Source organism: Rhizobium leguminosarum, assembly GCF_019798305.1.
In the GTDB taxonomy this organism is placed as follows: Bacteria; Pseudomonadota; Alphaproteobacteria; order Rhizobiales; family Rhizobiaceae; genus Rhizobium; species Rhizobium leguminosarum_U.
In genome coordinates, this window is the sequence record NZ_JAAXDD010000004.1 from 1 (window position 1) to 26,360 (window position 26,360).

The window sequence follows — 26,360 nt, forward strand, 5'->3', positions numbered from 1 at the left end:
AGAGCCTGTTCATGTGCGCCTTCACGGCAACCCGGCACAATCCGGATCTGGCCTCCTTCTATGCGCGCTTGCGCAGCAACGGGAAGCAACACCTGTGCGCCGTCATAGCCGTCGCCCGAAAACTCATCATTCTCGCCAACGCCATCCTCATCCGAAAGACCGAATGGACGCCACAGTACCGGCAAAATTGAAACATGGTTGCTCCCCGCTGGGGAGAAGAGGGAGCCAAGCCGCGACCTTCCGTTCCTCACCTCGTCAAGCAGCCCTGAAGACCTTCCTGCCTTCGCCGTCGAGGGCGGAGAATTCCTCGTTCGAGAGGGTGATGTCGACGGCTGCGACATTTTCCTCGAGATGCTTGACCTTGGAGGTGCCGGGGATCGGCAGCATGACCGGGCTGCGCTTCAGCACCCAGGCGAGCGCGATCTGGCTGGGTGCTGCATTGTGCTTCTTGGCGATCGTATCGAGCAGTGAGCCTGGCTTGGCGAGGTCACCGGCGGCGAGCGGATACCACGGGATGAAGCCGATATTGTGCTTGGCGCAATAATCGAGCACGTCCTCGCTGGTGCGGTCGACGAGATTGTAGCGGTTCTGGACGGTCGCGACCTTGAAATGCTTCGAGGCCGCCTCGATGTCGGCAACGGACACTTCGCTCAGACCTGCATGGCGGATGAGGCCGCTATCGAGCAGCGATTTGATCGCATCGAATTGCTCCTTGGCCGGCACCTTCGGGTCGATCCTATGCAGCTGCCAGAGATCGATCCGCTCGACACCGAGATTGCGCAGGCTCTTATGCACTTGCTGGATCAGATATTCCGGACGTCCGACAGGCAGCCAGATATCGGGACCGTGGCGGGTCAGGCCGCCCTTGGTGGCGATGACCGACTTGCCGCCATAGGGATGCAGCGCTTCCTTGATCAGCCATTCGGAGACATCGGGGCCGTAGGAATCGGCCGTATCGATGAAGTCGACGCCGAGTTCCGGCAGACGCTTCAGCGTACGGATGGATTCGGCATGATCGGAAGGCTCGCCCCAGATGCCCTTGCCGGTGACGCGCATGGCGCCGAAACCGAGACGATTGATCTCGATATCGCCGCCGATCTTGAAGGTGCCTGACTTTGCTGCGTTGTGTTGGGCTGCGTTGTGATTGGACATGGTCTTTCCTCTTATCAATCAATCATTGAAATCTGTGGAACGGTCGGAGGCGGGTCAACAGCCGCGGCACGGATGCCGAGGCTTTCGGAGATGCCTTCGAGCGCGAATGTCTGCCCTGATCGAAAGCGATGCCCGGCATGGTGAAGGTCCGCCTATCGCGGGGATCAGCAGAATGTGGCCGCTGCGACGCTTGCACATATAGGACGGCCCAGTTCCGATGAAAGGGCCCTGATGACAGGGATGAGCGGAAACATCGACATCGAACCGACGCCTCGGGAGAGCGCATTGATCCTCAGGCGGCCTGCGTCACAGCCTGGTCTTTGCCTCGTCGCCGAATTCCGCCAGCATCTTCCAGAGGTCGGCGAAAATCTCCCGGGCGAAATCCTCAAGCGAGGCGCCCGGCGGGCGCTGCTGCCAGAGTTCGCCGCCGACGCGCAGCGCGCCGATGACGATCGCCGCAAGGAGACGCATGCGCGACCGCTTCTCTGGATCATTTCCCTTGCGCAGCAGCAACGCCTCGGCGAGCTTCTGTTCGAGCCTGGCGTATTTCAGCTGGTCGCGGGCCTTCAGCGCCGACGTGCGATGGATGAGTTCGCCAAGCGCCAGGCCAGGCTCGTCGACGGAGGCGATGACGGTTGCGGTGATCGCCGCCTCGACCGCCGCGACCGAGGATTCTGCCGCCGGCCTTGCTGCGACCGCCGCCATCAGGCGATCGGCGAAGGCATCCTGCCAGGCGGAAACCACCTCTTCCTTGGAGGGGAAATAATCGAAGAAACTGCGTTTGGAGACATCGGCCGCCTCGGTGATGTCCTCGATCGTCGTGGCCTCGAAGCCGCGCTGCAGAAAGAGGGTCATGGCCGCCTGCTCGATGCGCTCGCGCGTCTGCCGCCGCTTGCGTTCCCGCCTGCCCTCGGTCGTCTCCGTCCGCTTGTTCTCAGCCATTCCGGCCCGGCATCATCGTTCAGCCGCCGGTTTCGTTGGAAAAGGCGGCGACATCGTCGATTTCAGTCTCGCTCTCGCGATAGCTGATGCGCTCGCGCGACAGTTCCAGCGGTTTGCTGCGCGAAATCCTGTAGACAGACGCCGGCGGCAGGTTGCGCACCGTGCCGCCGATGCGCACCGCCTTCAGGCCGAGACGGTCGAGGATCGGCCGCGGCACCGGGCAGCGCGGACCATAGGTAAACTGATAAACGGCCCCGCCCGGCCGCATATAGGCAAAGGCGCCAGCCATGATCGAGGCGATCTTGCGGGGCGGCATGGAGAGCAGCGGCAGGCCGCTGACAACCGCACCAACCGGTTCGCCCTCGAAAATATCGGCATGGGCCAGATGGGCGGCATCCATCTGCAACACGCGCGCCGTGGGGAAACGCGCCTGCAGCGAATTGATGAACTCCGGGCCGTACTCGATCAGGGTCAGATCCGTCTCGCTGACCCCGCGCGCCAGCAGCGCCCGGGTAAAGACGCCGGTTCCCGGGCCGAGCTCGATGATCGGACCGTCGAGTGCGGCAATTTCACTGGTCATGATCTTGGCAAGCGAATCCCCCGACGGCGCGATCGCGGCGACCCGAAGCGGATTGCTGATCCATGAGCGGAAAAAATGCAGGAAATCGGCGCGTGCGGACTTTGCAGTCATGATTATCCCACCTGTCTGAAATTCGATTGATTACGAAATGCGACCATCGCGGCGAGCATGGCAATTCCAAGGCAGACGCGTCAATCGCTCCTGGCTGCGGCTTTTCGCAACACCACCCTCAACAGTTTGCGCGATTCTGTACTTATTGCATTTTTGCATTCGATGCAACATCGCCGAGGGAAGAGCGAGGTCTGCCAACAAACTGAGGGCGGCCCGGAGGCCGCCCTTCAGCTCAGAGGGGCCGCGCGATGGCGAACGGCCGAGCGCCTCGTCAGTAATTGCAGCTGGAGCTGCTGGTCGGCTTGAAGCCGAGCTTGCAATCCATGTTGAGCGACTTCTTCGGGTTCATCATATAATGTGTCGAGCCTGTGGTTTCCGAGGCGCGCTCGCCGAACGAACCGGTCGTGCGCCTGTCGTGCTCAACCCTGGTTTCTTGGCTCACAACCGGGCGCGTGGCTGCACCCTGCTCTGTCGCGCTCGACTGGAGGGGAGCTGCCGTGGCCGAGAAGGCCGAGAGGCCGAGGATGGCGCCGAAGGCAGCGGCCATCAGGCCGTTCTTGAAAGTCGTGGTCATCATCGTCTCCTTGGGAAGATCCTGGGAATTTACGCCCCGGAGTTAGGAAGGCGATCTGTCACATACCACGGTGTCAAATAAGAGGTCACGGACATGTGAGCGGCGGCCCGATCGAGAAAGAGGCGGCTCGTCGCCGCCTGCTTCATTTGCCGGCTCAATAGCCGTTATCACACGGCATGCTGCCAGGACCGATCGATCCGGAAAACTTGGGGTTGCACATTCCCGGGCGTGCCGGCCTGTTCACCGGCTGGCGGACGGAGCCCGTGGTGCCGGCCTCGGCGCCGAAGGCGGCAAGCGGATACCAGTAGCCATCGGAATGGCGGCGGGTGCCGGGACGCTCCGTGCGAAAGCCTTGATAGCCACGCCATGTACCGGCATGTTCTTTATTTTGCACCATTTTCACGTCCGAGAAGATCCGTGTCGGAACGGTCTGTACGGTCGCCGCCCGCGCGGAAACGATCGGCGCGAGGCCAAGAAGGAGACCAAGCGCGACGGTGGATGGGGCAAGACTGAGCATTTTCATGATAAACCCTCGTTACTGGATCTACGTAAGGAAAATGCTTTCTTGGCGCGCAGAGTTCCGTTGTCGCACGCCAACAATCGTGATTGCAGGCGATCCGGCGTGACTGAATCGGCCAAAATCGTGAAAAGCTGCGATCAGGAAGAGGGCTCAAACGGCGCTTGTGAGGAAACTTGAATTCTCTGTTCTCAATTCGCGTATAATGTCCGGTAACCCTGGCCGGAGAGGCAGGCGACATATTGGCGATGGGCGGCGGCGCTCGCTATCGTTTCGGCCTCCAGCTCATCGGCCCCGGCATATCCGGTCAGCTGGGCGCGCAGCTGATACTGCTTCCTCGACTCGTCATACATGGCGTTGCCGTCGGCCATGCAAAGACCGTGCGCGACAGCGGGCGGATTGACAGGCACGCCGACCGCCAGGAGCACGGGATCATTGGCATGGTCGATGCAGCCGGCAAGCGCTGTCATCATCGCCAGGGCGGCCAGAGCCCGAAAAATTCGCACCGTCATGCATTCCTCCGGCTGAAGCGCCTCAAAGATCGTCAGACCTGCGGATACATCAGGAAGGTTGCGCGAAACTAGGCAGACGGCTTGCCCGCCAATTTCGGCTGGGGACGGGAGACGGAGTTCCTGATCGTGGCGAAGTGTCTTCGCTAGGGACAGCCCACCAAGATCTATATTGCACTTCGGAATCCCGAAGCGGGGGGATTTCGGGATTCCGAAGTGAGGTTTTTTTCTTCCTGCCGACGCGACCGCGTTTGTCGGCGGCAAGCTTGCGGTCGGTCTCGGACCATTTTCGGCATCTTTCCGCCGTGCATCGCTTCCACTCGTCGGTGGGTGGCGCCCCTTCATGGTCACCGACAAAAATCAGCGTGAACCGGTTGGGATGCGCGACACCGCTGCCCGCCCGGCCGCGGCGTACTTTTATCAGCCCCTTATATTCGAGCTCGTCGATCGCATCGGCCACATATTCGCCGGTCACGCCGTAGGACACGAACTGAGAATGGGTAACGATCAGCTTGCCGTTTTCCAAGGCGGCGTGCGACGTGTGCTCGATGACGATGCGGAAGGAGGCGCGGCAGGCGTTCGCACTCAATGTCGTGAAGGCCGCAGATTCCAGCAACTGAATGGTGAACCATTGCCAGCGAAGACTGCCGTCATCTGCCGCGCCCGGCGGAGCGGTATGCTTGCGCACCATCGCCCGCGTCTTTCCCTGACTGGTTCGGCTTTTGTCGCGAGGGTTGAATTCCGCCATCAGCCCCTCGCCCGTGTTGTCGATCGGTATCCGCCCGCCCTCCGGAGCCTGTTGCGGGAACTCGGTTCACGCAGCGCGTGACGGCCAGAGCTCCGCGCCATCACCTCATCTCTGAGAAAAAATTTGCTCAACATCTAACAGTCCGTGGTTGCAATTGCGGCAACCTAGCGCAAGAACGATCCATGAACTAGGAAAATATTCTTAGTTGCGATCTTCTATTATCCAGTCCCTTCTGCTAGGATCGCTGCAATGAATCTCGGGGGTAGAAGCGCGATGCGAATAAGCGGTATGGGGGAGAAGAACGTGGTCGTTTGTGTCCGGCGATTGCCGGCATTGTTTTCGATCTTACTGGCAAGCGCCGTCCAAGCCTTTCCCTGCGATCAGACCATCGTGCTGTCCAACTGGAAGTCCTGCCAGGTCGCCCCCTTGAGCGACGAGGGTGGCGCCGCTGATTGGAAGGCGGTGCCTGAATGGACCCGCGACAAAACCATAAGCCCGTATTTCTTGAATGATCCGCGTGCGCTGGCAAACCACGGGCTTTGCAACTCCAAATTCCATCGCGTCGTGATCTGCTGGCCGGGATGGGACGAGGGCAATAAGGACGAATGCTCCTACCTCATTTGCAACGGCGCGTCGTGGAAAAGAGAATCCGAAGGGGGAGAGAGACTTTAGCCGAAGAAAGAAGCTGAGGCTTGATCTCCCGATCTCAATCTTGAAAACCTGAAGGAGTTTCGCGCAAAACGATTATTGCAGCGTCGGCACTACCCATCTTCATTAGCAAATATGCTCGCGACCGGCAGCCGGAAGGCGCCCCACAACCTTCAATGTTCAGAGGCCCTGCCCGCATGACATCACTGCACTGGAAGAGATTTGTCTGGTTTTGCCTGTGCCTCACACTCTCCACTCCGGCATGGTCCGCCGGCGGCGTCACGATCCCGGGCTATGCGCCGGCGCCGGGCGTCGAGCGCAGCTACCGCGTTCAAAAAGCGAACGAGACCGATATGTCGTTCTGGTTCGACAAGCCAGGCGCCTCGGCCATGACGGTGCGCGGCGCGTTTCGCCAGCGTATGACGGTCCTGTCGCGGGATGAAGACGGCATGCGGGTCCGCTGGTCCCTCAGCGCCGATTTGCCGGAAGGCATTACCGGCCCTTCCGACAGCTATCAGATGAACCTGCTCTATCGGAATTCCCTCACGGCCTATGGCACCGCTGCGCTCGAACTCGAAACCGACCTGAACGGCAACCCGCGCGATCTCTCCGGTGTCGATCAGATCGTGGCGCACATGCGGGAGGTGGCGGCCAATGGACCGGGTGGAGTTCCCGCGGCTGGCGCCTCCGCGGCGCGACAAAGCGGGGTCTATGACATCATCGCTAAGCTGGAGGCAAACCCTCTTCAGATTGTTGCCGCCTTGGTGCCGGAGGCGCAACTGCTTGCCACAGGGCAATCCTATCAGGCAGAGACTATGGAGATTGGTCAGACCTCGGCGACCTCGCGGGACGAAGATTATGGCGGCGTCGGTGTTCCGGTGACATCGACCTGGACCCTGGAATCCACCGACGCAACCGCACGCACGGCAACCCTTTCGCTGTCGGAGGAAGCCGACGCCGCAGCGTTCAGCCAGTCGCAGCAGCAGGCGATCGCAAATTTGATGACGGGCTTTGCCGAGCGGGCAAAGAACCTCACGGCCGATCAACTAGCTTCCGTCAAACGCGCCAGCAAGAGCCGAAGCGTCGAGCTCGTGGTGTCCCTGAACGATGGTTCGACGCTCGAAGCGTCGGAGATCGTGACCGCTACGACAGGAGGGACGACGTTGCGCACCTACACCCACATCCAACGCGAGGATATGCCGGCCAGCTTGCCGCTCCCCGCCGTGCTGACGGCAAAAGAGTTGCAGACGCCCGATTTGCATATCGAGCCGCTGCCGTCGGCCAAGGCCGGGCCGGGCATCCTGGATGAGCTTTCGACACCGCCTGCGCCACCGACGGCATCGCAGGATACGACCGTTGCTGCAGACAATGACGGACCGAAGGCGATCGCGCCTGTCTCGCTTGAGGTGAAGAGTGCGGAGGTGGTTTCGGCCCCCACATCTTTTGGATCTGAGTTGGATATCATGCTCACACCCGCAAGCGCTGCAAAATTTCAGGATTTTACGCAGGCGGCGGTGGGAGAAATAACGCAGGTGCTGATCAACGACAAGATTGTCATCGAACCCCGGATCCTGACGCCGATCACGGGCGGCCATATTGTGATAAGCGAACCGGACTCGAAGCTATTGCAAGACATGGCGGAACAGTTGACCCTCCCCGAAGCCAAGATTCTCGTCCGGTTACGCCCATGAGGGCGCCCCTCCCAGCTGCCGGCTCTATCGCAGCCGCAAAGTGAAACGGCTAAGCCAACGCTAAGGAGGACTTCAATCTCTCACTTCGGAGATCAGACGTATCAGAGTTCCGTCACTCGCCGCAGCGCTGATTGCCGTTGCGATCTGCCGGAGCGGTCCACGCGCGACGAGCGTCTCTGGCGATGGGTGTTTTCCGGGACCTAGATCGATGAAGGCCGAACACAGGTGATCCGAGTCGAGCATCGCCATAAATGATGTGGCGACAATCGTTTCGCCGCAGGCGGCGCATCGGAGAATGTAGGAACCGCCATGGACGATCGATTCTGTTTTGTCCAATCCACACGAGGTGCAGGCCAGCATATTGGTCATTGCTTCACTCCAGCATGAGCACGCGGCTCTAAGAGGCGGCGGCAAGAACGATGGCGATCGCAAGCAGCAAGGGACCCATCCACTTGAAGTGGTGAACCACCGGCGGCCGGTTGGCCGGATTGCCGGGAAACGGCAGATAACCAAAGCCGACGGACGCCATCCAGAGGCCGGCGCAAAACATGATGATTTCATCGATATAGGCTGCGATCACGACTTTCCTGCCTTCGGATCGGCGCTGCGATATCTCTGTCTCCGCGTCAGATGCCACTCATCCTACTTACCAGCACGGCCAGACGGAATAGAAGAGTGGCGTCTAGAGATTAAACTTTGGGTAGCATAATTACTTCGAATCCCCTAGGCATTCGCAACACGCAAAGCCACGACAGCCACTTTCTCGGGAATGTTTCATGCACAACGCCAAATTCATTCGCTACGCCGCCTTCTCCGCGTGCATCGCATTTGCGGCATTTCAGGCCGGGCAGGTTCTGGCCGATTCGGCCAACGACAAGTTCTTTGACGCAGCCCTTTGCAAGCCACCCTATACGATGACATCGGCAATGAAGATCTATGACGTCGTGGAAGCTCTGGCGAAGCCGGACACGTCATCCTTGGGCGCGGCGATCTACAAACTCCCGCACCAGATCAGCCGCGACGGCTTTAAATCGACCGAGGTTTTCTTTGCAAGCAACGCGGTTGGAATTTTGGTCGAAGGCGAGCGCGCTGACGATCTGGCCGCAAAATACGGTTTGAAGCGGGAGACCTCGGAGCTGCTCGGCACATCCACCAAGGGCTATTCGCGCGAGCTGCCGGCAGATCTGCAGCCGGAACCCGGAATGGCCGGCCCCGGAAAGGTCTCCATCGTTGCCCGCCAAGGCAACGCCCTGCCAGGCAAAACCTTGCTGGCGTGTGAATTCGTTCAGGAGTTCTAAGAGGCGTCGCATCAGTGCGCAAAACGGCGGCCCGAAACCCTTTTCGAAAGGCACATCCCTGCAGTTCACTGATCGAGAAAAGCATCTGGTTCATACCGCACTCGCCATGCTGGATGAATCGCCCTATGTGTGCAGGCTGCAGCGGCGGAGAGCACGCAGCGGAGGTTCTGAGATCATGCAAACCATTTGGAAGAAGCCGGTAACACTCGCCCTTGAAGGCCCGGATCAGTGGGTGGTGATCCAGACGACCCAGGCCGCGACATGGGCGCTGGTCGAAGACTGGCCGACCGAAGAGGGTCCCGCCTTGGATAGAGCCTGTGCGGTTTGCGCCGATGTCATGTCGGGCAAACGAAACCGGGAAGAGGCGCGGCAGGCGTTCATCGACGCTGCGATCGAAGCCGGAATCCCGATCAAGGAATGAGGCCGGGGGGCTCTGGCAATGATGCCGCCCGTGCGTGCCCGGTCATACTGTGAGCCTGCGGCTCTGGGCTAACTAATAGGGAAGAATGGCGCACCCGAAGAGATTCGAACTCCTGACCCCCAGATTCGTAGTCTGGTGCTCTATCCAGCTGAGCTACGGGTGCGTGCAAAATGCGGCGGTGCCGCTTGCGTGGCGATCCTCTAAAACGTCCTTCGGGACAATGCAAGAGCATTTCTGAAAAAATCGCGTCTTTGTCTGCCAGCAGCCGCGCCTTCGGAAATCACGTCACTTCTCGATATGCGTCCGGCTGCGGTAATCCTCCAGCGAAACCGGGCGATCGGGGATCTCGATGCGGAACTGCGTGCCGACCGTCGGTTTTTCCACCAGCGCAATCGTGCCGCCATGGGCAAGTACCAGCTCGCGGGCGATGGTGAGGCCGAGGCCGGTGCCGCCGGAACGGGCCGAGCCGCGGAAGGCGGCAAAGAGGTTCTGGCGCGCCTTCAGCGGCATGCCGGGACCGGTATCATCCACGGTGATGCTGACGACGCTGCCGACACGCTGGGCGGAAACGGTGATGCGCCTGACGGAGCCCGGGCCGCCCTCGCCCGGCGAGGTCAGCGCCTGCAGCGCGTTGCGGCAGAGATTGTGGATGACGCGGAAAAGCTGTTCGCCATCGGCATCGACCTTGAGATCGGCGCCGATCTGCTCTGCGAATTCGATGCCGCTCTGCGGATCGATCGCCAGCATGTCCTTGACGTCCTGGGTCAGTTCCAAAAGGCGGATATGGCGGCGGCGCGGCGCGGATTCGCTCGCCTTGCCGTAGGACAGAACCTCGGTGGTATAACCGACGGCGCGGTCGATGGTGCGCAGCAGCTTCGGAGCGAAGCTCTTGACCATCGGATCATCGACATCGACCAGCCGGTCCGACATCAGCTGCGCGGAGGCCAGGATATTGCGCATGTCGTGATTGATCTTGGAGACGGCAAGTCCAAGAGCGGCAAGGTTCTTCTGCTGCTTCAGCGTCTTTTGCAGCTCCATCTGCATCGAGGTGAGGTTGCGGCCGGCGACGGCCAGTTCGTCGCGGCCGCCATCACCGATATAGATATGGGCCGGGTTGTCCGGATCGGAGGAGAATTGCTGCATGCTGCCGGTCAGCCGGCGGATCGGGCCGATGAGGATGCGGTTGATCGCAAAGAAGATCAGCGTTGCCGTGAACAGCGAGATCAGCACCGACAACAACAGGACATTGCGGGAATAGACGAGCATCGCCCTGCGCAGCGGCCGGTCCTTCATCACCACCTCGACGCCGGTGTTGGTGTCGCCGACGGGACCATAGACGCGGATCATCCTGTTGCCGCCGAAGACCAGCGTGTCGAGCGCGTCGCGTATCGCCGTTACCGCCGGCACGTCGGTGAGATCGTAGGCTTCATCGACGGAGGTCGGCATATCGGTCGTCGCCAGCAGCCGCGAGGTGCCGTCCTTGCGCAGCACGATCGCCTTGGTGCCGGTCGCTTCCAGCGTCTCTTTCTGCAGCGCGCGTGGCAACTCGACCGGCTGCAGCCCATCGATGACGATGGCGGCGGCGGCGGCCGTATTCAGCCTGTCTTGCAGCCAGCGCACGCGCATGCTGGCGACCGAGGGAAAGAAGATCAGGATTTCGGCGAGCATGATGAAGAAGACGGTGAGCCAGAGCAGCTTGCCGGAAAGGCCGCCGAACAGGCCGGCAGACGGGCACGGCGCCCTTGCGGCCTCTCCGGCCGCCGGGCTTTCCGCCGAAGGATTATCGCCCTGATCTTGAATCGGCATTCTCGTCTCGCCCGATCGGCTGCACCCAGGCCGCCCTTACCGTTGAGCTCTATATTAGACCAAGATGCTCCGCTTTCAAATCTTTGCGAGCAGCGTCATGTCGCCACAAGAAAACGCCGCCCGGAGGCGGCGTTTGAAGGCGCGTGATCAGGAAGGATCAGAACTCTTCCCAGCTCTGCTCGGCTGCGGCCGCATTGCCGCCGAAGGCGCGGGCGACCTTGGCGATCGCGCGGCGGGCGGGCGAGGCGACCGGCCGATGAGGCTCGTTGCGGACGAGCGCCACGGGTGCCGGCGCATCATCCGACAGTTTGAAGCGGGCAATGAGGCGCACCAGGCCACCGGCTTCGGCCGACAGCCTGTGGGTGGCGGCGGAGGTCTCTTCCACCATCGCAGCGTTCTGCTGTGTCACCTGGTCCATCTGGTTGACGGCGGTATTGACCTCCTTGAGGCCGGTCGACTGTTCGGTCGCAGCCGTCGCGATCGAATGGATATGGTCGTTGATGGCGATAACGCGGGTGCCGATTTCGGCCAGCGCCTCGCCAGTCGCCTGGACCAGCTTGACGCCGACCTGCACTTCGTTGCCGGATTTGGTGATCAGCGCCTTGATGTCCTTGGCAGCCGTTGCCGAACGCTGGGCGAGTTCGCGCACTTCCTGCGCCACCACCGCAAAACCCTTTCCGGCATCGCCGGCGCGTGCCGCCTCGACACCGGCATTCAGTGCCAGCAAGTTGGTCTGGAAGGCGATCTCATCGATGACGTTGATGATCTGGCTGATTTCGCGTGAGGCCTGCTCGATGCGGCCCATGGCTTCGACGGCATTGCGCACGACGACGCCGGAGCGGCCGGCATTCTCCTTGGCTTCGGACACCATGATGGTCGCTTCATGCGCCCGCTCGGTGGAATTCTGGACGACGGCGGTGATCTCGTCGAGGGCCGCCGAGGTCTCTTCGAGGGCGGCTGCCTGCTGCTCGGTGCGTTTCGACAGGTCATCGCTGGCATTGCGCAGCTCGGCGGTGTTGCCGTTCATCGCTTCCGTCGTCTCGCGCACTTCGCGCATCGTCGCCTGCAGGGTAACGAAGGTATTGTTGACGTTCTGCTGCAGCTCGGCGAAGGCGCCCTGGAAGTTGCCGCTCATCGTCTGGGTGAGGTCGCCTTCGGCAAGGCTTGCGATGACGCGGCGGGTCTCACCGATGCCGGCATCGACGCTCGACAGCAGCATGTTGATGTTGCCGGCGAACTGATTGAGGTTATCGTCCTCGTAGTCCTTGCTGATGCGGTGGCCGAAATCGCCGGCCGCAGCCGCGGCCACGACGACCGACATGCTCGACTGCAGGTCGTCGCTCTTGGCGCGCATCGCCGCCTCTTGGGCGTTCAGGCGCTTGACGGCAAGGCCGTTCGCCTTGAAGACCGCAACCGCTGCGGCCATCTCGCCGATTTCATCCGGACGGCCGGCAAAGGGAACCTCGGCGTCGAAATTGCCGTCGGCGACTTCCTTGATCGCACGGGTGACGCGCTTGATCGGGCGGCTGAGATGGCTGGTGCCGATATAGAAGCCCATGCCGATGCCGACCGCGATGCCGATGCCGGTGATGCTGAGCACGAGCATCAGCACCCAGGAGCGGAAGCTCTCGATCTCGGCATTGACTGTTTCCAGTGCTGCCTTGTCGGTGGCGACGACGGCATCGATTTCCGCCTGGAACGCCTTGCGGTTGGCGCGGTTGGCGTCATTGTTGCCTTGTTGGCCGGCGGCGTCGGGGCCGACTTCCGCGCCGAGGCGGGCCGTTTCCGTGCGGAAGGTGCGGAATTCCGCGGCGCGGGCGACAAGCTTGGCAAAATCGGCCTTCTCGCTCTCGGGAACGAGCGGCGCCCAGCCCGAAATGACCTTGTCGATCTCGTCGAGGTCGGCCATCAGGCCCTTGGCGAAGTTCGGCGTGTCCTTGATCGTTTTGGCGGCATAGATGCCGCGCGCCTCCATGACCACAGCCGTGACGAAACGGTTGAGCCGCTCGCCGGCATAGGCGCGGGCGGCGGCCTGCTCGTAAGCCGTCAGGTTGCGACTGTATTCGTGCATGGCGGACAATGCCGTTGCGCCGATCAGAAGTGCGACCGCGCCCATCACGCAAACCAGCAGATTAATTTTGCCCCGGATCTTCAATGCAATGCTCCTAGCTACGCCACTGCCTGGAAAGCAAATTCCCAGTCGATGCGTTGAATATCGGCGAAATTTATTAAAGTTAGATTTCTAATATTTACGACTATGGCTTTGGAAGTGATCCATGCCGAATGCGCCCGGCAGGCGTAAGCGCCTGAAAACCGGAGGGTATCGATCTGCCGCGACGAAAATTACAACCACTCAGGGCATGCCATATTTCTTAACACCAAAGTTCGAAATTACTTTCGAGGCCGGCAGCGCAGAGTGAATTGATCCGGCATAATTGACTTTTACGGGCTTCGTCCTTATAAGCCCGCGCACGTTCGGTCACTCAAGCCTTTCATGGCTCGCCCGTTCGAAAAACAACGCTCCTTGCATTATGCAAATTCAAGAAGGGCCGCACTCCGCGGTGTTTAAAATAAATGAAGCGTACCTACCAACCATCCAAGCTTGTTCGCAAGCGTCGCCACGGTTTCCGTGCGCGCATGTCCACGAAGGGTGGCCGCAAGGTCATCGCAGCCCGCCGCGCGCAGGGCCGCAATCGTCTGTCGGCGTAAGACCGGGTTGCCCGGGAAGAGATGGCGGGCGAATTGACGACCAGTGAGAAGAAACACACTGTCGGGCGGCTGAAGAGCCGCCCGCAGTTTCTTGCCGCGCGCGAGGGCGAAAAACGCCGGGGCGGCCTCTTCCTTCTCGAAGTCCTCGACCGGAAGGAACCCGACAGCCAGGCACGCGTCGGTTTTACAGTCACCAAAAAACATGGCAACGCGGTCGAACGGAACCGCATGCGCCGCCGCCTGAAAGAGGCGGTGCGGCTTCATGCGGGGTTTGCAATGCAGCCCGGACACGACTATGTGGTTGTCGCGCGCAGGGACGTGCTTGACGCGTCCTTCCAGGAATTGGCCGCGGAACTGAAATCCCGCGTGGAAACCAGGCCGAAACACCGGCGCTCCGGAGACGGACGCCCCAGGAACGTATGATGGAAAACAACCGCAATTACTTCATTGCGATCGCTCTCTCGGTGCTGATCGTCCTCGGCTGGCAGTTTCTCTATATGAATCCGCGCATCGAGGCCCAGCGCAAGACGCAGGAAGCTCAGAAGGCGCAGCAACAGACCGAGCAGGTGCAGCAGCCGGCAGCCGGCGGCCAGACGCCGGCCCAGCCGAGCGGTGCGGCACCTTCCAGCCAGGCGGCCGCAACAGCGACGCTCGAGCAGGCGCTGGCAAAGACGCCGCGCGTCGTCATCGACACCGCAGCCCTCTCCGGCTCGATCAACCTTGCCGGCGCCCGCCTCGACGACCTGAAGCTCAAGGGCTACCACGAGACCGTCGACGACTCGAGCCCGATCATCACGCTGTTCAGCCCGGCCGAAACCAAGGACGGCTATTTCACCGAACTCGGCTATATCGGCAGCGACGCGACGGGCAGCGTTCCCGGGCCCTCGACGCTCTGGACGGCTCCGGAGGGCGCCAAGCTCACCGAAAAGACGCCGGTGACGCTTTCCTACACCAATGACAAGGGCCTGACCTTCACCCGCACCATCTCCGTCGACGAACGCTACATGTTCACCGTCGCCGACAAGATCGCGAATGCCGGCCAGGCTGCCGCCTCGCTCAATTCCTACGGTCGTGTCACGCGTTACAACAAGCCGACGACGCCCTCCGTCTACGTGCTGCATGAAGGCTTCATCGGCGTCATCGGCGATGACGGCCTCGTCGAAACCAAATATACCGCCGCCGAAAAGGAAGCCGTCAAGCCGGCCAAATCCACCGGTGGCTGGCTCGGCATCACCGACAAATACTGGGCGGCGACGATCATTCCACCGCAGAGTGCTCCCTATGAGGCAAGCTTCTCGCACTTTGCCGACGGTCAGCCGCGCTATCAGGCCGACTACAAGGAAGATGCCTTCACCGTTGCGCCGGGCCAATCGATCGAGCTCAAGAACCTCGTCTTCGCCGGCGCCAAGGAAGTGCCCGTCATCGACGGTTATGAGGCCAGCTACTCGATCCCGAAGTTCGACCGGCTGATCGACTGGGGCTGGTTCTATTTCATCACCAAGCCGATGTTCAAGCTGATGGACTTCTTCTTCCGCTACTTCGGCAATTTCGGTGTGGCGATCCTGTGCACGACGATCGTCGTCAAGGCTCTGTTCTTCCCGCTCGCCAGCAAGCAGTACGCTTCGATGGCGAACATGAAGCGCATGCAGCCGAAGATGGAGGAGCTGAAGGCGAAATTCGCCGACGACCGCATGGGGCTGCAGCAGGCGACGATGCAGCTCTACAAGGAAGAGAAGATCAATCCGATCGCCGGCTGCTGGCCGGTGGCATTGCAGATTCCGATCTTCTTCTCGCTCTACAAGGTGATCTACATCACCATCGAAATGCGGCATGCGCCCTTCTTCGGCTGGATCAAGGACCTTTCGGCGCCCGATCCGACGACGATCGTCAACCTGTTCGGCCTGCTGCCCTTCGAAGCGCCGACCATTCTGCATCTCGGCGTCTGGCCGCTGATCATGGGCATCACAATGTTCCTGCAGATGCGCATGAACCCGACGCCGCCCGATCCGACGCAGGCGATGATCTTCACCTGGATGCCGCTGGTGTTCATGTTCATGCTGGCAAGTTTCCCGGCCGGACTGGTCATCTACTGGGCCTGGAACAACACGCTTTCGGTGGTGCAGCAGTCGGTGATCATGAAGCGCCACGGCGTCAAGGTCGAACTCTTCGACAATCTAAAGGGTCTGTTCCGACGAAAAACGGCGCCGTCGAAATGACGCTTGCCAAGCCCCGCTCCGGCGGGGCTTTTCATTTCCGGGCAGCGGACGAAGGAGACAAGGCATGCGGCGCAGGCGCCTGAAAAGCTTGACATCCGCCCGCAAAACCATGAAGCCCGGTAAAAGACCCAACCCAGAGATTGCCGAGCCCGCATGTCCGAAACCGAAAAGCCGCTCTTCGGCCACCCGTGGATCTTCATCCGCGGCGTACCGTCCCTGAATTTCCTGCCGCCGGAAGGGCCGTTGGAAGTGGCCTTTGCCGGTCGCTCGAATGTCGGAAAGTCGTCGCTGATAAATGCGCTGGTCGGCCAGAAGGGCCTGGCTCGCACCTCGAACACGCCGGGGCGTACGCAGGAACTCAATTATTTCGTTCCGGACGGCTATTCCGGCGAAGGCGGCGACCTGCCACCAACGGCGATCGTCGACATGCCGGGCTATGGTTATGCGCAGGCGCCGAAGGAGCAGGTCGACAAGTGGACCAAACTCGTCTTCGATTACCTGCGTGGCCGCGCAACGCTGAAGCGCGTCTATGTGCTGATCGACAGCCGCCACGGCATCAAAAAGAACGACGACGACGTCCTTGATCTGCTCGACAAGGCCGCCGTCTCCTACCAGATCGTGCTGACCAAGACCGACAAGATCAAGGCGGCCGGTGTGCCGAAGCTCATTGCCGAAACGGCGGAAAAGATCCGCAAACGCCCGGCTGCCTATCCGGGCGTGCTGTCCACCTCGTCCGAAAAGGGCGATGGGCTGGACGATCTGCGCCAGGCGATCGCCGAAACCGTCGGCATCGCCCGCTGGAAGTAGAGGGCGTGCGCCCCGGGGCGCGGCGCTCGGTTTGGTGTAAATGCCTCAGCAACAGCCACGAGTTGAATAATACGCCTCCAGAAAACCAATAGTTGACAACGCGGGTGCGTTAAGCTAGATAGCGATCGTCGAATTTTGCTTGCTGGCTTGGTTATCGCGCGATTGGCACCGCGCTCTGAACGAACTTCCTTTCAAAAATCGTTATCACCATCCGCATCGCCTTGGCGTCGCGGTTCTTCAATGTTGCTATGAAAGGGTTCATCATCATGACCACTGGCACAGTTAAATGGTTCAATTCCACTAAAGGCTTCGGCTTCATTCAGCCTGACAATGGCGGCGCTGACGCCTTCGTTCACATCTCCGCCGTCGAGCGGGCCGGAATGCGCGAACTCGTCGAAGGCCAGAAGATCGGCTTCGACCTCGAGCGTGACAACAAGTCGGGCAAGATGTCCGCTTGCAATCTCCAGAACGCTTAAATCGGTATCTGCTTCCCTTTGACCACGGATGTACTGGCACTGCCGGAAGCACGTTATCAATCCAAGGCCAGGCGATTTGCCTGGCCTTTTTCGTTTTCGCTCGCGTGTCGAGCCCTCCAGCATCGGACCCAAGATGACAGAGACATACAGCAGATCTCGCCAGCGGGCGGAGATAGCCTTCGGCAACGTCCAGACCCAGTTCTTCGCGAAGAACCAGGCGGCCGAAGAGCTCGAATCCGACGCCCAATCGCAACAGGCAAAGACGTTGCGGCTTCGGGAGGCCCGGCTTGCGCGGGAACATAGTAACCGGGTGTCGGCAACCTCTGCCCTCATTGCGAAACGCGCGCGAGCCCGCTGAGATCTCAAGCCGATCGACAAGGCTCGATATTTAGAACGCGCCTGAGGTGACGGGCTTGCAGATCACGCGCTGCAGCATGGCCGAAGGCGTGCTGGCATTCACTCGCACCAAGGAAGCGTCAATGGCAGAGACTGCGAACGAAATTCAATCGATCAATACGGCATGGCAGATTGCCATTCAGGAAATCCTGCGCATGGTGATCAGAGACATGTATCACGGCGGCGGCGAAGCTTCGTTCAGGAGCCATATCAAGCGTATCGAAGAAGCGGCGGTCGATAGTATTCACACGGATCTGCGGCTGCGCGGGACTGATGAATGGACGGAAGTCCTGGTCAAGGAAAGGGCAAGCAATTTCGTCACGACCCTGCTGACATCTTTTACGTATGACAGAGCTTAAAAAAGTGGCGCAAAACTATGCAGAAAACAAGGACCTAAAGCGCGAAGAGCTTTGGCTCTGAGTGGCTGTTCCGCGCCGTTTTGCAGCACTCCAGAAAGACGCCGACAGATAATCGTTGCGATCACGAAACCGATCGCGGAGGCTGGTCAGCACCGATTGCGCTTGCCTCCTCCCGGTTTTTCAAGCAACCGTCAAATCACGCCCGTGCACGAAAAGTCGCCCCTTGAGTGATCGTTGATGACTGACACCAAAGACCAGCCCCTTTCGCCCGAAGGTGTGGGCAGCCTGCCTCACCTTGCCGAAGCCCTTGATGATAGCCGGTTTCGGCACTTTCTCGATCATGTCCCATTCGCGGTGGCTGTCTCCGAACTCAGTGGCAATGAACCGCTGATTTACGTCAACCTCGAATTCGAACGGCTGACGGCGCTGGAGGCAACCGAGGTCCAGGGAAAACCCTGGCCGGAAATTGAATTGAGCTCCACCGCCGTCTCCGGAGAGGTGCCGCTCACCGCCGCCGTGACTTCTGCGGAGGAGTATATCGGTGCCTTCTCGCTGGTGGCCGAACCCGAGAGCACCGTCATTGTCGATGTCTGGTCGAATACCATCGTTGACGATGATGACACCCCGCTTTTCCGTTTGGTGGCTTTTGCTGCCCGCAATGAGACGACGGCCGCTGAGAGCTTCGGCGAACTGCTGACGGAGAAAGATGTCCTTCTGCGGGAACTTCAGCATCGCGTGAAGAACAATCTTCAGATGATCACGGCGCTCATCCGAATGGAGGCGCGCAATGCTCAACAGAATGAGGAAAGCGAAAGGTTTGCACGCCTTGCCGGGCGGATTGAAGCCTTGGCTCTGCTCTATCGCTCGCTGTCGGACGAAGAGAAGGGCGCCACGATCGATCTTGGCACCTATGCGAGCCAGATTGCCGCTTCTGTGATGGCGGCCCATGCCGTGGAAGGGATCCGGCTGGACATGAAGGTCGATACCTGGCCGGTCTCCGTCGATGTCGCCATGCCGGCCGGCCTCGTCATCAATGAACTCCTCACCAATACGCTGAAGCATGCTTTCGTGGGGCGCGATGGCGGCGAGATCACGCTTCGCTGTGTCGTCAGCGATACCGGCTGCAGGATTACCGTTGCTGATAACGGGGTCGGTCTTCCCCAGGATGTGACCTGGCCGCAGCCCGGGAAGCTCAGCGCGATGATCGTACAGTCGCTGAAACAGAATGCCCGCGCCGAGGTTGAAGTCACCTCGTCCCCTGACACCGGCATGAGTGTCAGCCTCGTCTTCCCGAGAGCTGAGGCGGCCCAATAGAGCGCCGCGCGTCTTTTCAGATGCGCTAAGGACGCTCTATCACTGTGAATCTGCGCGGAATCCTTTCCGAAAATCGATTCCGATATTCGGGGTTATGCGCTAGCCACCTCATCAATCTGTGTTTTGGGGCGCCCCCAAGGAGCGCCCCAATGCGTCTGCCGATACCAGCGGGCTTACATCTTCGGCAGCAGCACCTTGTTGACGACGTGGATGACGCCGTTCGATTGTTTGACGTCGGCGATCGTCACATGGGAGACACCGCCGTTTTCATCGGTCAGCGTGATCTTGCCCATGCTCTCCTTGGCTTTCAGCACGCAGCCGCCGACGGTCTTGATGTCGTGCTCGCCGCCGTCATCCTTGATCATCTTGGCAACGGTCTTGGCCATCGCATCGGCGGCAACGACGTGGCAGGTCAGAACCTTGGTGAGCGTCGCCTTGTTTTCGGGCTTCAGCAGCGTGTCGACGGTGCCCTTCGGCAGCGCGGCAAAAGCTTCGTTGGTCGGCGCAAAGACGGTGAAGGGGCCCTTGCCCTCGAGCGTGCCGACCAGGCCGGCGGCCTTGACGGCGGCGACCAGCATCGTGTGATCCTTGGAATTCACGGCGTTCTCGATGATGTTCTTGCTATCGAACATCGCAGCACCGCCGACCACCGGATTCTTGGCGGCGGCAAAGGCGACGGCGGACATGGCGGCGGCGAGCGCGAAGCCGCGCAATACGGACTTGATCATGATTTTCTCCTCACCGGACACCATCCGCGGGCTTTATGCCTGAGCGTCGTCCGGACATTTCGAACTACGGAGGGCCGCGCGGAAGAGTTTCAGGCAGGAGAAAATGATTTATGGCCGACGCAGATTATGGTCGGCGCAGGGGCCCGCTTGCGATCACCGGGCCGGTCGCCTGGCCGGTCGGCGAGCCGCCGAAGGGTTCGAGACTGACGGCAAGTGTTGCACCATCGGCGACCTGGCTGCGCAGATCGGCGGGAATGACGAGTTCGCCGCTTTCGCCCGGCTGGAAGACGCCGAGCGATTTCGGCAGGCCGCTGCCCGGGACCAGCCAGAGTTCCAGCGATTTCTCCGCCGGCTTGCCGGCGGCGACCGGCACGATCTTCAGCCGGCCGCTCTGCAGCTCGTAGGAGGCGAGAAGATTGATGGTGCTGTTCTGGCCCGAAAGCGAAGCCACCAGCGGTGCCGGCCCCTGCGGGTGCGGCACCATGCCGGAGGCGAAGATGACGGCGCTGACGGCGACGACGATGCAGGCGAAGCTCAGCGAGCGCCAGAAAACGGCGGAATTCCAAAGCCCTTGCGAAAAGGATGCGGGCTTTTGGCCATCGCCGAAAAGCCGCGCCTCGATCTGCTTGAAGGTTTCCCGGTTCGGAACGACACCTTCATACTCGTCGTTGAAGGCGGAGAGGTTGGTTTCCCAGCGGCTGACGATCGCAGCGAAAGGCCGGTCGTGGCGCATCCGCTCTTCGACCACCCGGCGATCCTGCAACGACAGGACGCCAAGCACATATTCGCCGGCGAGAACCTCGTCGCGGGAGCGGTCTCCCTTGCTTTTGTCGGGCGATGTCATCGTTCCATGCACTCTCTCAGTTTCAAGAGGCTGCGCCTGAGCCAGGTCCGCATCGTGTTCAGCGGGACACCAAACTGATCGGCCAGTTCCTGATAGCTCAGCCCTTCGACATAAGCCCGTTTCACCGCGACCGCACGATCAGCTTCCAACTCTTCCATGCAGGTGTCAATCCGCCTTCCTTCATCCTTCGTCATCGTCTGTCTTTCCGGGTCGGGTCCGGCATCGGCAAGATCATAGACCGTATCCAATTCGTCGGCGATGGGCTTGCGCGCCCGCAGCGCGTCGATCGACCGGTTGCGGGCAATCGCAGCCAGCCAGGCCGCGGACGAACCCGAAGCGACGGAGAAGCTGCGAGCACGCTGCCAGATGCCGATATAGACTTCCTGCAGGACCTCTTCGGCTTCCGAGCGATCCTTCAAGATACGCAGGCAGATCGAGAGAAGTTTCGGCCCAGTCTGGTTGTAAAGGGCAACGAAGGCCCTGCGATCGCTCATTGCGACGCGGCCGATCAGGTCTGAAATCTCATCGCCTTGCATGCCGTTCCTCATCTCAAGCTTGCGCTGTGCCGGACGGTAGCGGCCGTCGGCTTCCGCCAGATACGAAAAACTATTGCCCGCTGGATTATTCCCTCTGTCAGAAACTTGCGATAAAAGGCCGCGAACAATTCTGCGGGGTTCCCATGAACGAAACCGAAAGCGAAATGCAGGCGCGGCTTCTGGCCAAGGCGCTGCCCTTCATGCAGCGTTACGAGAACAAGACGATTGTCGTAAAATATGGCGGCCACGCCATGGGCAATCCCGAGCTCGGCAAGGCCTTTGCCAGCGACATCGCGCTCTTGAAGCAATCGGGCGTCAACCCTATCGTCGTTCATGGCGGCGGCCCGCAGATCGGCGCCATGCTGAGCAAGATGGGCATCGAATCGAAGTTCGAGGGCGGGCTTCGCGTCACCGACCAGAAGACGGTCGAGATTGTCGAAATGGTGCTCGCCGGCTCGATCAACAAGGAAATCGTCGCCCTCATCAATCAGACCGGCGAATGGGCGATCGGCCTTTGCGGCAAGGACGGCAACATGGTCTTCGCCGAAAAGGCGCGCAAGACCGTAAAGGATCCGGATTCGAACATCGAGCGCGTGCTCGACCTCGGCTTCGTCGGCGAAGTGGTCGAGGTCGACCGGACGCTGCTCGATCTGCTCGCCCGCTCCGAGATGATCCCGGTCATCGCGCCCGTCGCCCCCGGCCGTGACGGCGCCACCTACAATATCAACGCCGATACCTTTGCCGGCGCCATTGCCGGCGCGCTGAACGCCACCCGTCTGCTGTTCCTGACCGATGTGCCGGGCGTGCTCGACAAGAACGGCCAGCTCCTTAAGGAGCTTTCCGTCGCCGAAGCCCATGCGCTGATCGCCGACGGCACGATTTCGGGCGGCATGATCCCCAAGGTCGAGACCTGCATCGATGCGATCAAAGCCGGCGTGCAGGGTGTCGTCATCCTGAACGGCAAGACTGCCCATTCCGTGCTGCTCGAGATCTTCACCGAGCACGGCGTCGGGACGCTGATCGTTCCCTGATCGAGGCTGCGCCCTTCACCACGAAGGGCGGATCTTTCTCACACGGGAACAGGATATCGAGGAAAGAAATGCGCCTGACAGATTGCTATAATTTTCACGATTTCCGGCGCATGGCCAAACGGCGTCTTCCCGGGCCGATATTCGACTATATCGACGGCGGCGCCGATGACGAGGTGACGTACCGGCGCAATACGGCGGCCTTCGAGGCTTGCGATCTGGTGCCTGACGTTTTGCGCGGAGTGGCCGAGGTCGACATGTCGGTGACCGTCATGGGGCAGAAGCTGGCAATGCCGGTCTATTGCTCGCCGACGGCGTTGCAGCGCCTTTTTCACCACCAGGGGGAGCGGGCGGTCGCGGCGGCGGCGGCAAAACACGGCACGATGTTCGGCGTCTCTTCGCTCGGGACGATCAGCCTGGAGGAAGCGAGACAGATCAGCAGCGGGCCACAGGTCTATCAGTTCTATTTCCACAAGGACCGCGGCCTTAACCGCGAGATGATGGCGCGAGCAAAAAATGCCGGCGTGCAGGCGATGATGCTGACGGTCGACAGCATCACCGGCGGCAACCGCGAGCGCGACAAGCGCACGGGTTTTGCGATTCCCTTCAAGCTCAATCTTGCCGGCGTGACCCAGTTCGCGATCAAGCCTTCCTGGGCGATCGACTGGCTGACGCATGAGCGCTTCCGGCTGCCGCAGCTCGAAAACCACGTCAAGATGGATGGCGGCGCGTTGTCGATCAGCCGATACTTCACCGAGATGCTGGACCCCTCGATGTCGTGGGACGACGTGGCGGAGATGGTGCGCGAATGGGGCGGGCCATTCTGCCTTAAGGGCATCATGTCGGTCGAAGACGCCAAGCGCGCGGCCGAGATCGGCTGCAGCGGCATCGTGCTTTCCAATCATGGCGGGCGCCAGCTCGACGGCTCGCGCAGCGCATTCGACCAGCTGGCCGAGATCGTCGACGCCGTGGGCGACCGGATCGACGTGATGATGGATGGCGGCGTGCAGCGGGGGACGCATGTTCTTAAAGCGCTGTCGCTAGGGGCGAAGGCCGTTGGGCTTGGGCGCTACTATCTCTTCCCGCTTGCCGCTGCCGGACAGCCCGGCGTCGAACGGGCGCTGGAGACGATGCGCACCGAGATCGAGCGCGGCATGAAGCTGATGGGCTGCACCTCGGTCAGCCAGCTCAGCCGACGGAATCTGCGCTTCCGTTCCTGAGCGGAACGGGATTTCATTCCGGGGCCGCAGCCTTTTGCACGAGATCTGCGGCCCTCGGACTTTCGGCGTCAGAGCGGGCTATAAATCGCCGCCGCCTCCTGTTTCAGCTTTTCCATCATCGACCGGTAAGGCCCCGGACCATAACTGACGCGGCCGACGCCGAGCTTGGCGAGCGCCTTCACATTCGGGGCGCCTGTCCGCATCATGATGTTGACCGGCAGCGGCGATGCCGCGCAGATCTTCTCGATCAAGGCGGGATCGATCAAGCCAGGCACGAAGAAGCCGCTGCCGCCGGCCGCCGCATAGGCCTTGCCGCGCTCGATCGTCTCGTCGACCAGACCGGCATGTTTGGAAAGATCGCTCTCGGCCAGGAAGAGATCGGTGCGAGCGTTGATGAAGAAGGGAATGCCCTTGCCTTCCGCCATGGCGCGAATGGCGCGGATGCGGGCCGCCTGCCTCTCGGCCGGATAGAGCCCGCCACCGCCGATCATCTGATCCTCGAAATTGATGCCGACGGCGCCGACATCCACCAGCTTGGCGACGTTGGCGGCCGCTCCCTCAGGCTCGGCCGAATAGGCGCCTTCGAAATCGACCGAAAGCGGCAGATCGATGACAGCGGTGATCGATTTTGCCGTTTCGACCAGCACCGACATCGGCAGCTTCTCGCCGTCGGCGTAACCGTGGGCAGCGGCCACCGACCAGCTTCCCGTGGCAAGCGCCCTGGCGCCGGCATCGGCGACGGCCTTTGCCGTCCCGGCATCCCAGATATTGTAGAGAACAACCGGATCGCCCTTGCGGTGCAATGCGCCGAATGCCTTGGCCTTTTCGTTCTGGTTCATGCTGTCTCCTCCATCTTTGCTTGCGTGCTGATCTTCTCTTCATGCCGCAGCAGCCATTGCTTGCGCCATAGCCCGCCGCCATATCCGGTCAGCGAGCCGTCCGCGCCGAGAATGCGATGGCATGGCACGATGATGGCAAGCTGGTTGGCGCCATTGGCGCGGCCGACGGCACGCACCACTTCCGGCCTTTCCATCTCCCTTGCAAGATCGCCATAGGCGCGCGTCTGGCCGGCAGGAATCTCCATGAGCTTTGCCCAGACGTGCCTTTCAAAGGGCGTGCCGCCAAGCGCCAATGGCGTCCTGAAAACCGTCAACCGCCCTTCGAAATAATCCCGGATTTCCGCCTCGATCCGGTCGATCACCGGCGTGCGGCCGATCGCGACCGAGGAGCGGACGCGCTTTTGCAGCGCCTCGAGCTCGGTCGGCAGCGCCTTGCGGTCGTGGAATTCGAGAAGATGCAGATGCGTCTTGTCGGCAACGGCCACCATCGGCCCGAGCGGGGTGTCGAACCAGTCGGCAGAGAGTAGTTCGCGGTTCTGCGACAGCGCCGGCGCCTTGCCGACGAGCCGCTGGAAAGCCGTCCGGAAACCGCTTGGAGAGTCGTATCCCGCCTCAAGCTGAGCATCGATGACGCGCGCGCCATCGGCCAGTTGCCGGGCCGCTTTACCCAGCCGGATATAGCGGACGATATCATGGAAGGTCATGCCGAGCCCGCGTTTGAAGGCGCGGCGCACGGTCGAGGGATCGTGGCCCCGGCGCATGAGCTCATCCTCGGTCCAGCGCAGCTGCGGCTCGCGATCGAGCGCGGCAAGCAGCTCGTCGACGATCGGCTCCCTGCCCGGCTGCTCCAGCGGCCTGCAGCGCTGGCACGGGCGGAATCCCGAGTGCATGCAGGCGGCGATCGTGTCGAAGAAGAGCGTATTTTCCCGCTTCGGCTTGCGCGCCGGGCAGGTCAGACGACAGAAGATGCCGGTCGTCTTGACGCAGACATAGGCCTGCCCCTCATAATCGGCACTGCGCGCGATCAGGGCATCATAAAGCGTATCATCGTCGGGGCGTTCGAAAAGCATGGCCGTTTTTAGCATTCCGCGCCGGCGCCGTCCGCCGAAAAACGGGCGTCTATTCTTCTTGCCGATTTCCTTGGCGGATAAGCCGTGCCATAAGACCGCCATGACCAAGATCGACCGCACGCCTGATAAAGCCGATTTCCAGCACGTCACAGACTGGGTCTTCGACCTCGACAACACGCTCTATCCGCATCATGTCAATCTCTTCGCGCAGATCGACAAGAACATGACTGCCTATGTCGCGGCACTCTTGCAGATGGAGCGGGAAGAGGCGCGCAAGCTGCAGAAGCAATATTACCTCGAGCATGGCACGACGCTGCAGGGCCTGATGATCCACCACGGCATCGACCCGAACGACTTTCTCGAAAAGGCGCATGCGATCGACTACACGGCGCTGACGCCGCAGCCGGAACTCGGCGAGGCGATCAAGGCGCTACCGGGGCGCAAGTTCATCTTCACCAATGGCAGCGTCAAGCATGCCGAAATGACGGCGGAGGCGCTCGGCATCCTCGAGCATTTCGACGACATCTTCGATATCGTCGCTGCCGACTACGTGCCGAAGCCGGCGCAGGCGACCTACGACAAGTTCACGGCGCTGAAGCGGGTCGAAACCACCAAGGCGGCGATGTTCGAGGATCTGCCGCGCAACCTGACGGTGCCGAAGGCGCTCGGCATGCAGACCGTGCTGCTCGTACCGCGCAATCTGGAAGAGACGGTCGTCGAATGGTGGGAAAAGACCAGCGGCGAGGAGGATCATATCGATTTCGTCACCGACGATCTCGCCGCTTTTCTCCGCAGGATTATCGGCTGAAGCATTACCAAGT

Annotated in this window: 30 protein-coding genes, 1 tRNA gene and 2 pseudogenes; 16 read left to right on the top strand and 17 right to left on the bottom strand. The window is 61.0% G+C overall.

All coding sequences use genetic code 11. The features are described 5' to 3' along the window. Nucleotides 1-191, top strand: a pseudogene (locus HFO99_RS08010) (IS110 family transposase); the annotation flags it as partial. A 64-nt stretch (nt 192-255) separates the two neighbouring features. Here the strand turns inward: HFO99_RS08010 and HFO99_RS08015 are convergent. The 7 genes and pseudogenes from HFO99_RS08015 to HFO99_RS08045 form a co-directional block, all read right to left on the bottom strand. Beyond that, nucleotides 256-1,152: an aldo/keto reductase gene (locus HFO99_RS08015; protein ID WP_222360435.1), complete on the bottom strand. Its 897-nt coding sequence runs from the start codon at nt 1,150-1,152 to the stop codon at nt 256-258. Between the two features lie 306 nt (nt 1,153-1,458). Further along, entirely contained in the window at nt 1,459-2,094 is a 636-nt protein-coding gene (locus HFO99_RS08020) for a TetR family transcriptional regulator (RefSeq protein WP_222332388.1), read from the bottom strand. Nucleotides 2,095-2,113: 19 nt separating this feature from the next. Further along, on the bottom strand, nt 2,114-2,785 hold the full coding sequence (locus tag HFO99_RS08025; protein WP_222360437.1) for a class I SAM-dependent methyltransferase: 672 nt from the start codon (nt 2,783-2,785) through the stop codon (nt 2,114-2,116). Between the two features lie 271 nt (nt 2,786-3,056). Continuing rightward, nucleotides 3,057-3,359, bottom strand: coding sequence for a hypothetical protein (locus HFO99_RS08030; protein ID WP_222332390.1), 303 nt, complete (start codon nt 3,357-3,359; stop codon nt 3,057-3,059). 154 nt (nt 3,360-3,513) lie between these two features. Further along, entirely contained in the window at nt 3,514-3,882 is a 369-nt protein-coding gene (locus tag HFO99_RS08035) for a cell surface protein (RefSeq protein WP_222332391.1), read from the bottom strand. Between the two features lie 185 nt (nt 3,883-4,067). After that, nucleotides 4,068-4,388, bottom strand: a complete 321-nt coding sequence (locus tag HFO99_RS08040) for a hypothetical protein (protein WP_222332392.1) — start codon at nt 4,386-4,388, stop codon at nt 4,068-4,070. Between the two features lie 160 nt (nt 4,389-4,548). After that, a pseudogene (locus HFO99_RS08045) lies at nt 4,549-5,133 on the bottom strand (hypothetical protein); the annotation flags it as partial. Between the two features lie 249 nt (nt 5,134-5,382). Here HFO99_RS08045 and HFO99_RS08050 point away from each other — a divergent pair. Together HFO99_RS08050 and HFO99_RS08055 are read left to right on the top strand one after the other, a co-directional pair. Continuing rightward, complete coding sequence (locus tag HFO99_RS08050) at nt 5,383-5,805, top strand: hypothetical protein (RefSeq protein ID WP_222332393.1); 423 nt, start codon at nt 5,383-5,385, stop codon at nt 5,803-5,805. Between the two features lie 173 nt (nt 5,806-5,978). Further along, nucleotides 5,979-7,472, top strand: a complete 1,494-nt coding sequence (locus HFO99_RS08055; RefSeq protein WP_222360439.1) for a hypothetical protein — start codon at nt 5,979-5,981, stop codon at nt 7,470-7,472. A 72-nt stretch (nt 7,473-7,544) separates the two neighbouring features. Here the strand turns inward: HFO99_RS08055 and HFO99_RS08060 are convergent, their stop codons facing one another. Both HFO99_RS08060 and HFO99_RS08065 read right to left on the bottom strand, forming a co-directional pair. Beyond that, nucleotides 7,545-7,841: a hypothetical protein gene (locus HFO99_RS08060; protein ID WP_222360441.1), complete on the bottom strand. Its 297-nt coding sequence runs from the start codon at nt 7,839-7,841 to the stop codon at nt 7,545-7,547. A gap of 28 nt (nt 7,842-7,869) precedes the next feature. Continuing rightward, nucleotides 7,870-8,052 carry a hypothetical protein gene (locus HFO99_RS08065; protein WP_222360443.1) on the bottom strand — a complete coding sequence of 61 codons (183 nt, stop codon included), beginning with the start codon at nt 8,050-8,052 and terminating at the stop codon, nt 7,870-7,872. A gap of 196 nt (nt 8,053-8,248) precedes the next feature. Between HFO99_RS08065 and HFO99_RS08070 the strand changes: the two genes are divergently transcribed. After that, nucleotides 8,249-8,770, top strand: a complete 522-nt coding sequence (locus HFO99_RS08070; protein ID WP_222332396.1) for a hypothetical protein — start codon at nt 8,249-8,251, stop codon at nt 8,768-8,770. 175 nt (nt 8,771-8,945) lie between these two features. Beyond that, a complete protein-coding gene (locus HFO99_RS08075; protein ID WP_012755837.1) occupies nt 8,946-9,191 on the top strand; it encodes a DUF982 domain-containing protein in 246 nt (81 codons plus the stop codon). A gap of 86 nt (nt 9,192-9,277) precedes the next feature. Here HFO99_RS08075 and HFO99_RS08080 read toward each other — a convergent pair. The 3 genes from HFO99_RS08080 to HFO99_RS08090 form a co-directional block, all read right to left on the bottom strand. Then, a tRNA-Arg gene (locus HFO99_RS08080) sits at nt 9,278-9,354 on the bottom strand. A gap of 122 nt (nt 9,355-9,476) precedes the next feature. Further along, a complete protein-coding gene (locus tag HFO99_RS08085; protein ID WP_222360445.1) occupies nt 9,477-10,997 on the bottom strand; it encodes a sensor histidine kinase in 1,521 nt (506 codons plus the stop codon). Nucleotides 10,998-11,154: 157 nt separating this feature from the next. Continuing rightward, entirely contained in the window at nt 11,155-13,152 is a 1,998-nt protein-coding gene (locus HFO99_RS08090; RefSeq protein ID WP_222360447.1) for a methyl-accepting chemotaxis protein, read from the bottom strand. Nucleotides 13,153-13,571: 419 nt separating this feature from the next. On the opposite strand from HFO99_RS08090, the gene rpmH reads away from it, so the two are divergent. From rpmH to HFO99_RS08130, 8 genes are all read left to right on the top strand, one after another. Continuing rightward, nucleotides 13,572-13,706, top strand: coding sequence for a 50S ribosomal protein L34 (gene rpmH, locus HFO99_RS08095; RefSeq protein WP_003545006.1), 135 nt, complete (start codon nt 13,572-13,574; stop codon nt 13,704-13,706). A 21-nt stretch (nt 13,707-13,727) separates the two neighbouring features. Continuing rightward, on the top strand, nt 13,728-14,129 hold the full coding sequence (gene rnpA / locus HFO99_RS08100) for a ribonuclease P protein component (RefSeq protein WP_064245136.1): 402 nt from the start codon (nt 13,728-13,730) through the stop codon (nt 14,127-14,129). Continuing rightward, the gene (gene yidC / locus HFO99_RS08105; RefSeq protein WP_222360449.1) at nt 14,129-15,922 is read left to right on the top strand and encodes a membrane protein insertase YidC; all 1,794 of its coding nucleotides are present in this window, start codon (nt 14,129-14,131) and stop codon (nt 15,920-15,922) included. The genes rnpA and yidC overlap by 1 nt, the downstream gene beginning before the upstream one ends. Nucleotides 15,923-16,075: 153 nt before the next feature. After that, complete coding sequence (yihA, locus tag HFO99_RS08110; protein ID WP_222299089.1) at nt 16,076-16,729, top strand: ribosome biogenesis GTP-binding protein YihA/YsxC; 654 nt, start codon at nt 16,076-16,078, stop codon at nt 16,727-16,729. A gap of 266 nt (nt 16,730-16,995) precedes the next feature. Then, nucleotides 16,996-17,205: a cold-shock protein gene (locus HFO99_RS08115; protein WP_003588915.1), complete on the top strand. Its 210-nt coding sequence runs from the start codon at nt 16,996-16,998 to the stop codon at nt 17,203-17,205. Between the two features lie 133 nt (nt 17,206-17,338). Continuing rightward, nucleotides 17,339-17,563 (top strand): hypothetical protein, encoded by a 225-nt coding sequence (locus HFO99_RS08120; protein ID WP_222299088.1) that lies wholly within the window; start codon nt 17,339-17,341, stop codon nt 17,561-17,563. Between the two features lie 121 nt (nt 17,564-17,684). Further along, nucleotides 17,685-17,960 carry a hypothetical protein gene (locus tag HFO99_RS08125; protein WP_025392943.1) on the top strand — a complete coding sequence of 92 codons (276 nt, stop codon included), beginning with the start codon at nt 17,685-17,687 and terminating at the stop codon, nt 17,958-17,960. Between the two features lie 237 nt (nt 17,961-18,197). Next, nucleotides 18,198-19,274: a sensor histidine kinase gene (locus HFO99_RS08130; protein ID WP_222332401.1), complete on the top strand. Its 1,077-nt coding sequence runs from the start codon at nt 18,198-18,200 to the stop codon at nt 19,272-19,274. A 173-nt stretch (nt 19,275-19,447) separates the two neighbouring features. On the opposite strand, the gene HFO99_RS08135 is transcribed toward HFO99_RS08130, so the two are convergent. The 3 genes from HFO99_RS08135 to HFO99_RS08145 all read right to left on the bottom strand — a co-directional run bounded on the left by HFO99_RS08135 (nt 19,448) and on the right by HFO99_RS08145 (nt 21,382). Further along, entirely contained in the window at nt 19,448-20,002 is a 555-nt protein-coding gene (locus HFO99_RS08135) for a fasciclin domain-containing protein (protein WP_222360451.1), read from the bottom strand. A 124-nt stretch (nt 20,003-20,126) separates the two neighbouring features. Next, nucleotides 20,127-20,846 (bottom strand): anti-sigma factor domain-containing protein, encoded by a 720-nt coding sequence (locus HFO99_RS08140; RefSeq protein WP_222360452.1) that lies wholly within the window; start codon nt 20,844-20,846, stop codon nt 20,127-20,129. Continuing rightward, nucleotides 20,843-21,382: a sigma-70 family RNA polymerase sigma factor gene (locus HFO99_RS08145; RefSeq protein WP_222299085.1), complete on the bottom strand. Its 540-nt coding sequence runs from the start codon at nt 21,380-21,382 to the stop codon at nt 20,843-20,845. Before HFO99_RS08145 ends, HFO99_RS08140 begins: the two co-directional genes overlap by 4 nt. A gap of 143 nt (nt 21,383-21,525) precedes the next feature. Between HFO99_RS08145 and argB the strand changes: the two genes are divergently transcribed. Together argB and HFO99_RS08155 are read left to right on the top strand one after the other, a co-directional pair. Continuing rightward, entirely contained in the window at nt 21,526-22,413 is an 888-nt protein-coding gene (argB, locus tag HFO99_RS08150; RefSeq protein WP_018068726.1) for an acetylglutamate kinase, read from the top strand. 68 nt (nt 22,414-22,481) lie between these two features. Further along, nucleotides 22,482-23,630 (top strand): alpha-hydroxy acid oxidase, encoded by a 1,149-nt coding sequence (locus HFO99_RS08155; RefSeq protein ID WP_222299084.1) that lies wholly within the window; start codon nt 22,482-22,484, stop codon nt 23,628-23,630. A gap of 68 nt (nt 23,631-23,698) precedes the next feature. Here HFO99_RS08155 and HFO99_RS08160 read toward each other — a convergent pair whose 3' ends face one another. Next, nucleotides 23,699-24,469 carry an isocitrate lyase/phosphoenolpyruvate mutase family protein gene (locus tag HFO99_RS08160; RefSeq protein WP_222360455.1) on the bottom strand — a complete coding sequence of 257 codons (771 nt, stop codon included), beginning with the start codon at nt 24,467-24,469 and terminating at the stop codon, nt 23,699-23,701. After that, nucleotides 24,466-25,539, bottom strand: a complete 1,074-nt coding sequence (locus tag HFO99_RS08165) for a bifunctional transcriptional activator/DNA repair enzyme AdaA (protein ID WP_222299082.1) — start codon at nt 25,537-25,539, stop codon at nt 24,466-24,468. Before HFO99_RS08165 ends, HFO99_RS08160 begins: the two co-directional genes overlap by 4 nt. A 100-nt stretch (nt 25,540-25,639) precedes the next feature. Here HFO99_RS08165 and HFO99_RS08170 point away from each other — a divergent pair, with 100 nt between their 5' ends. Further along, a complete protein-coding gene (locus HFO99_RS08170) occupies nt 25,640-26,347 on the top strand; it encodes a pyrimidine 5'-nucleotidase (RefSeq protein ID WP_222248267.1) in 708 nt (235 codons plus the stop codon). The last annotated feature ends 13 nt before the right edge of the window (nt 26,348-26,360 follow it).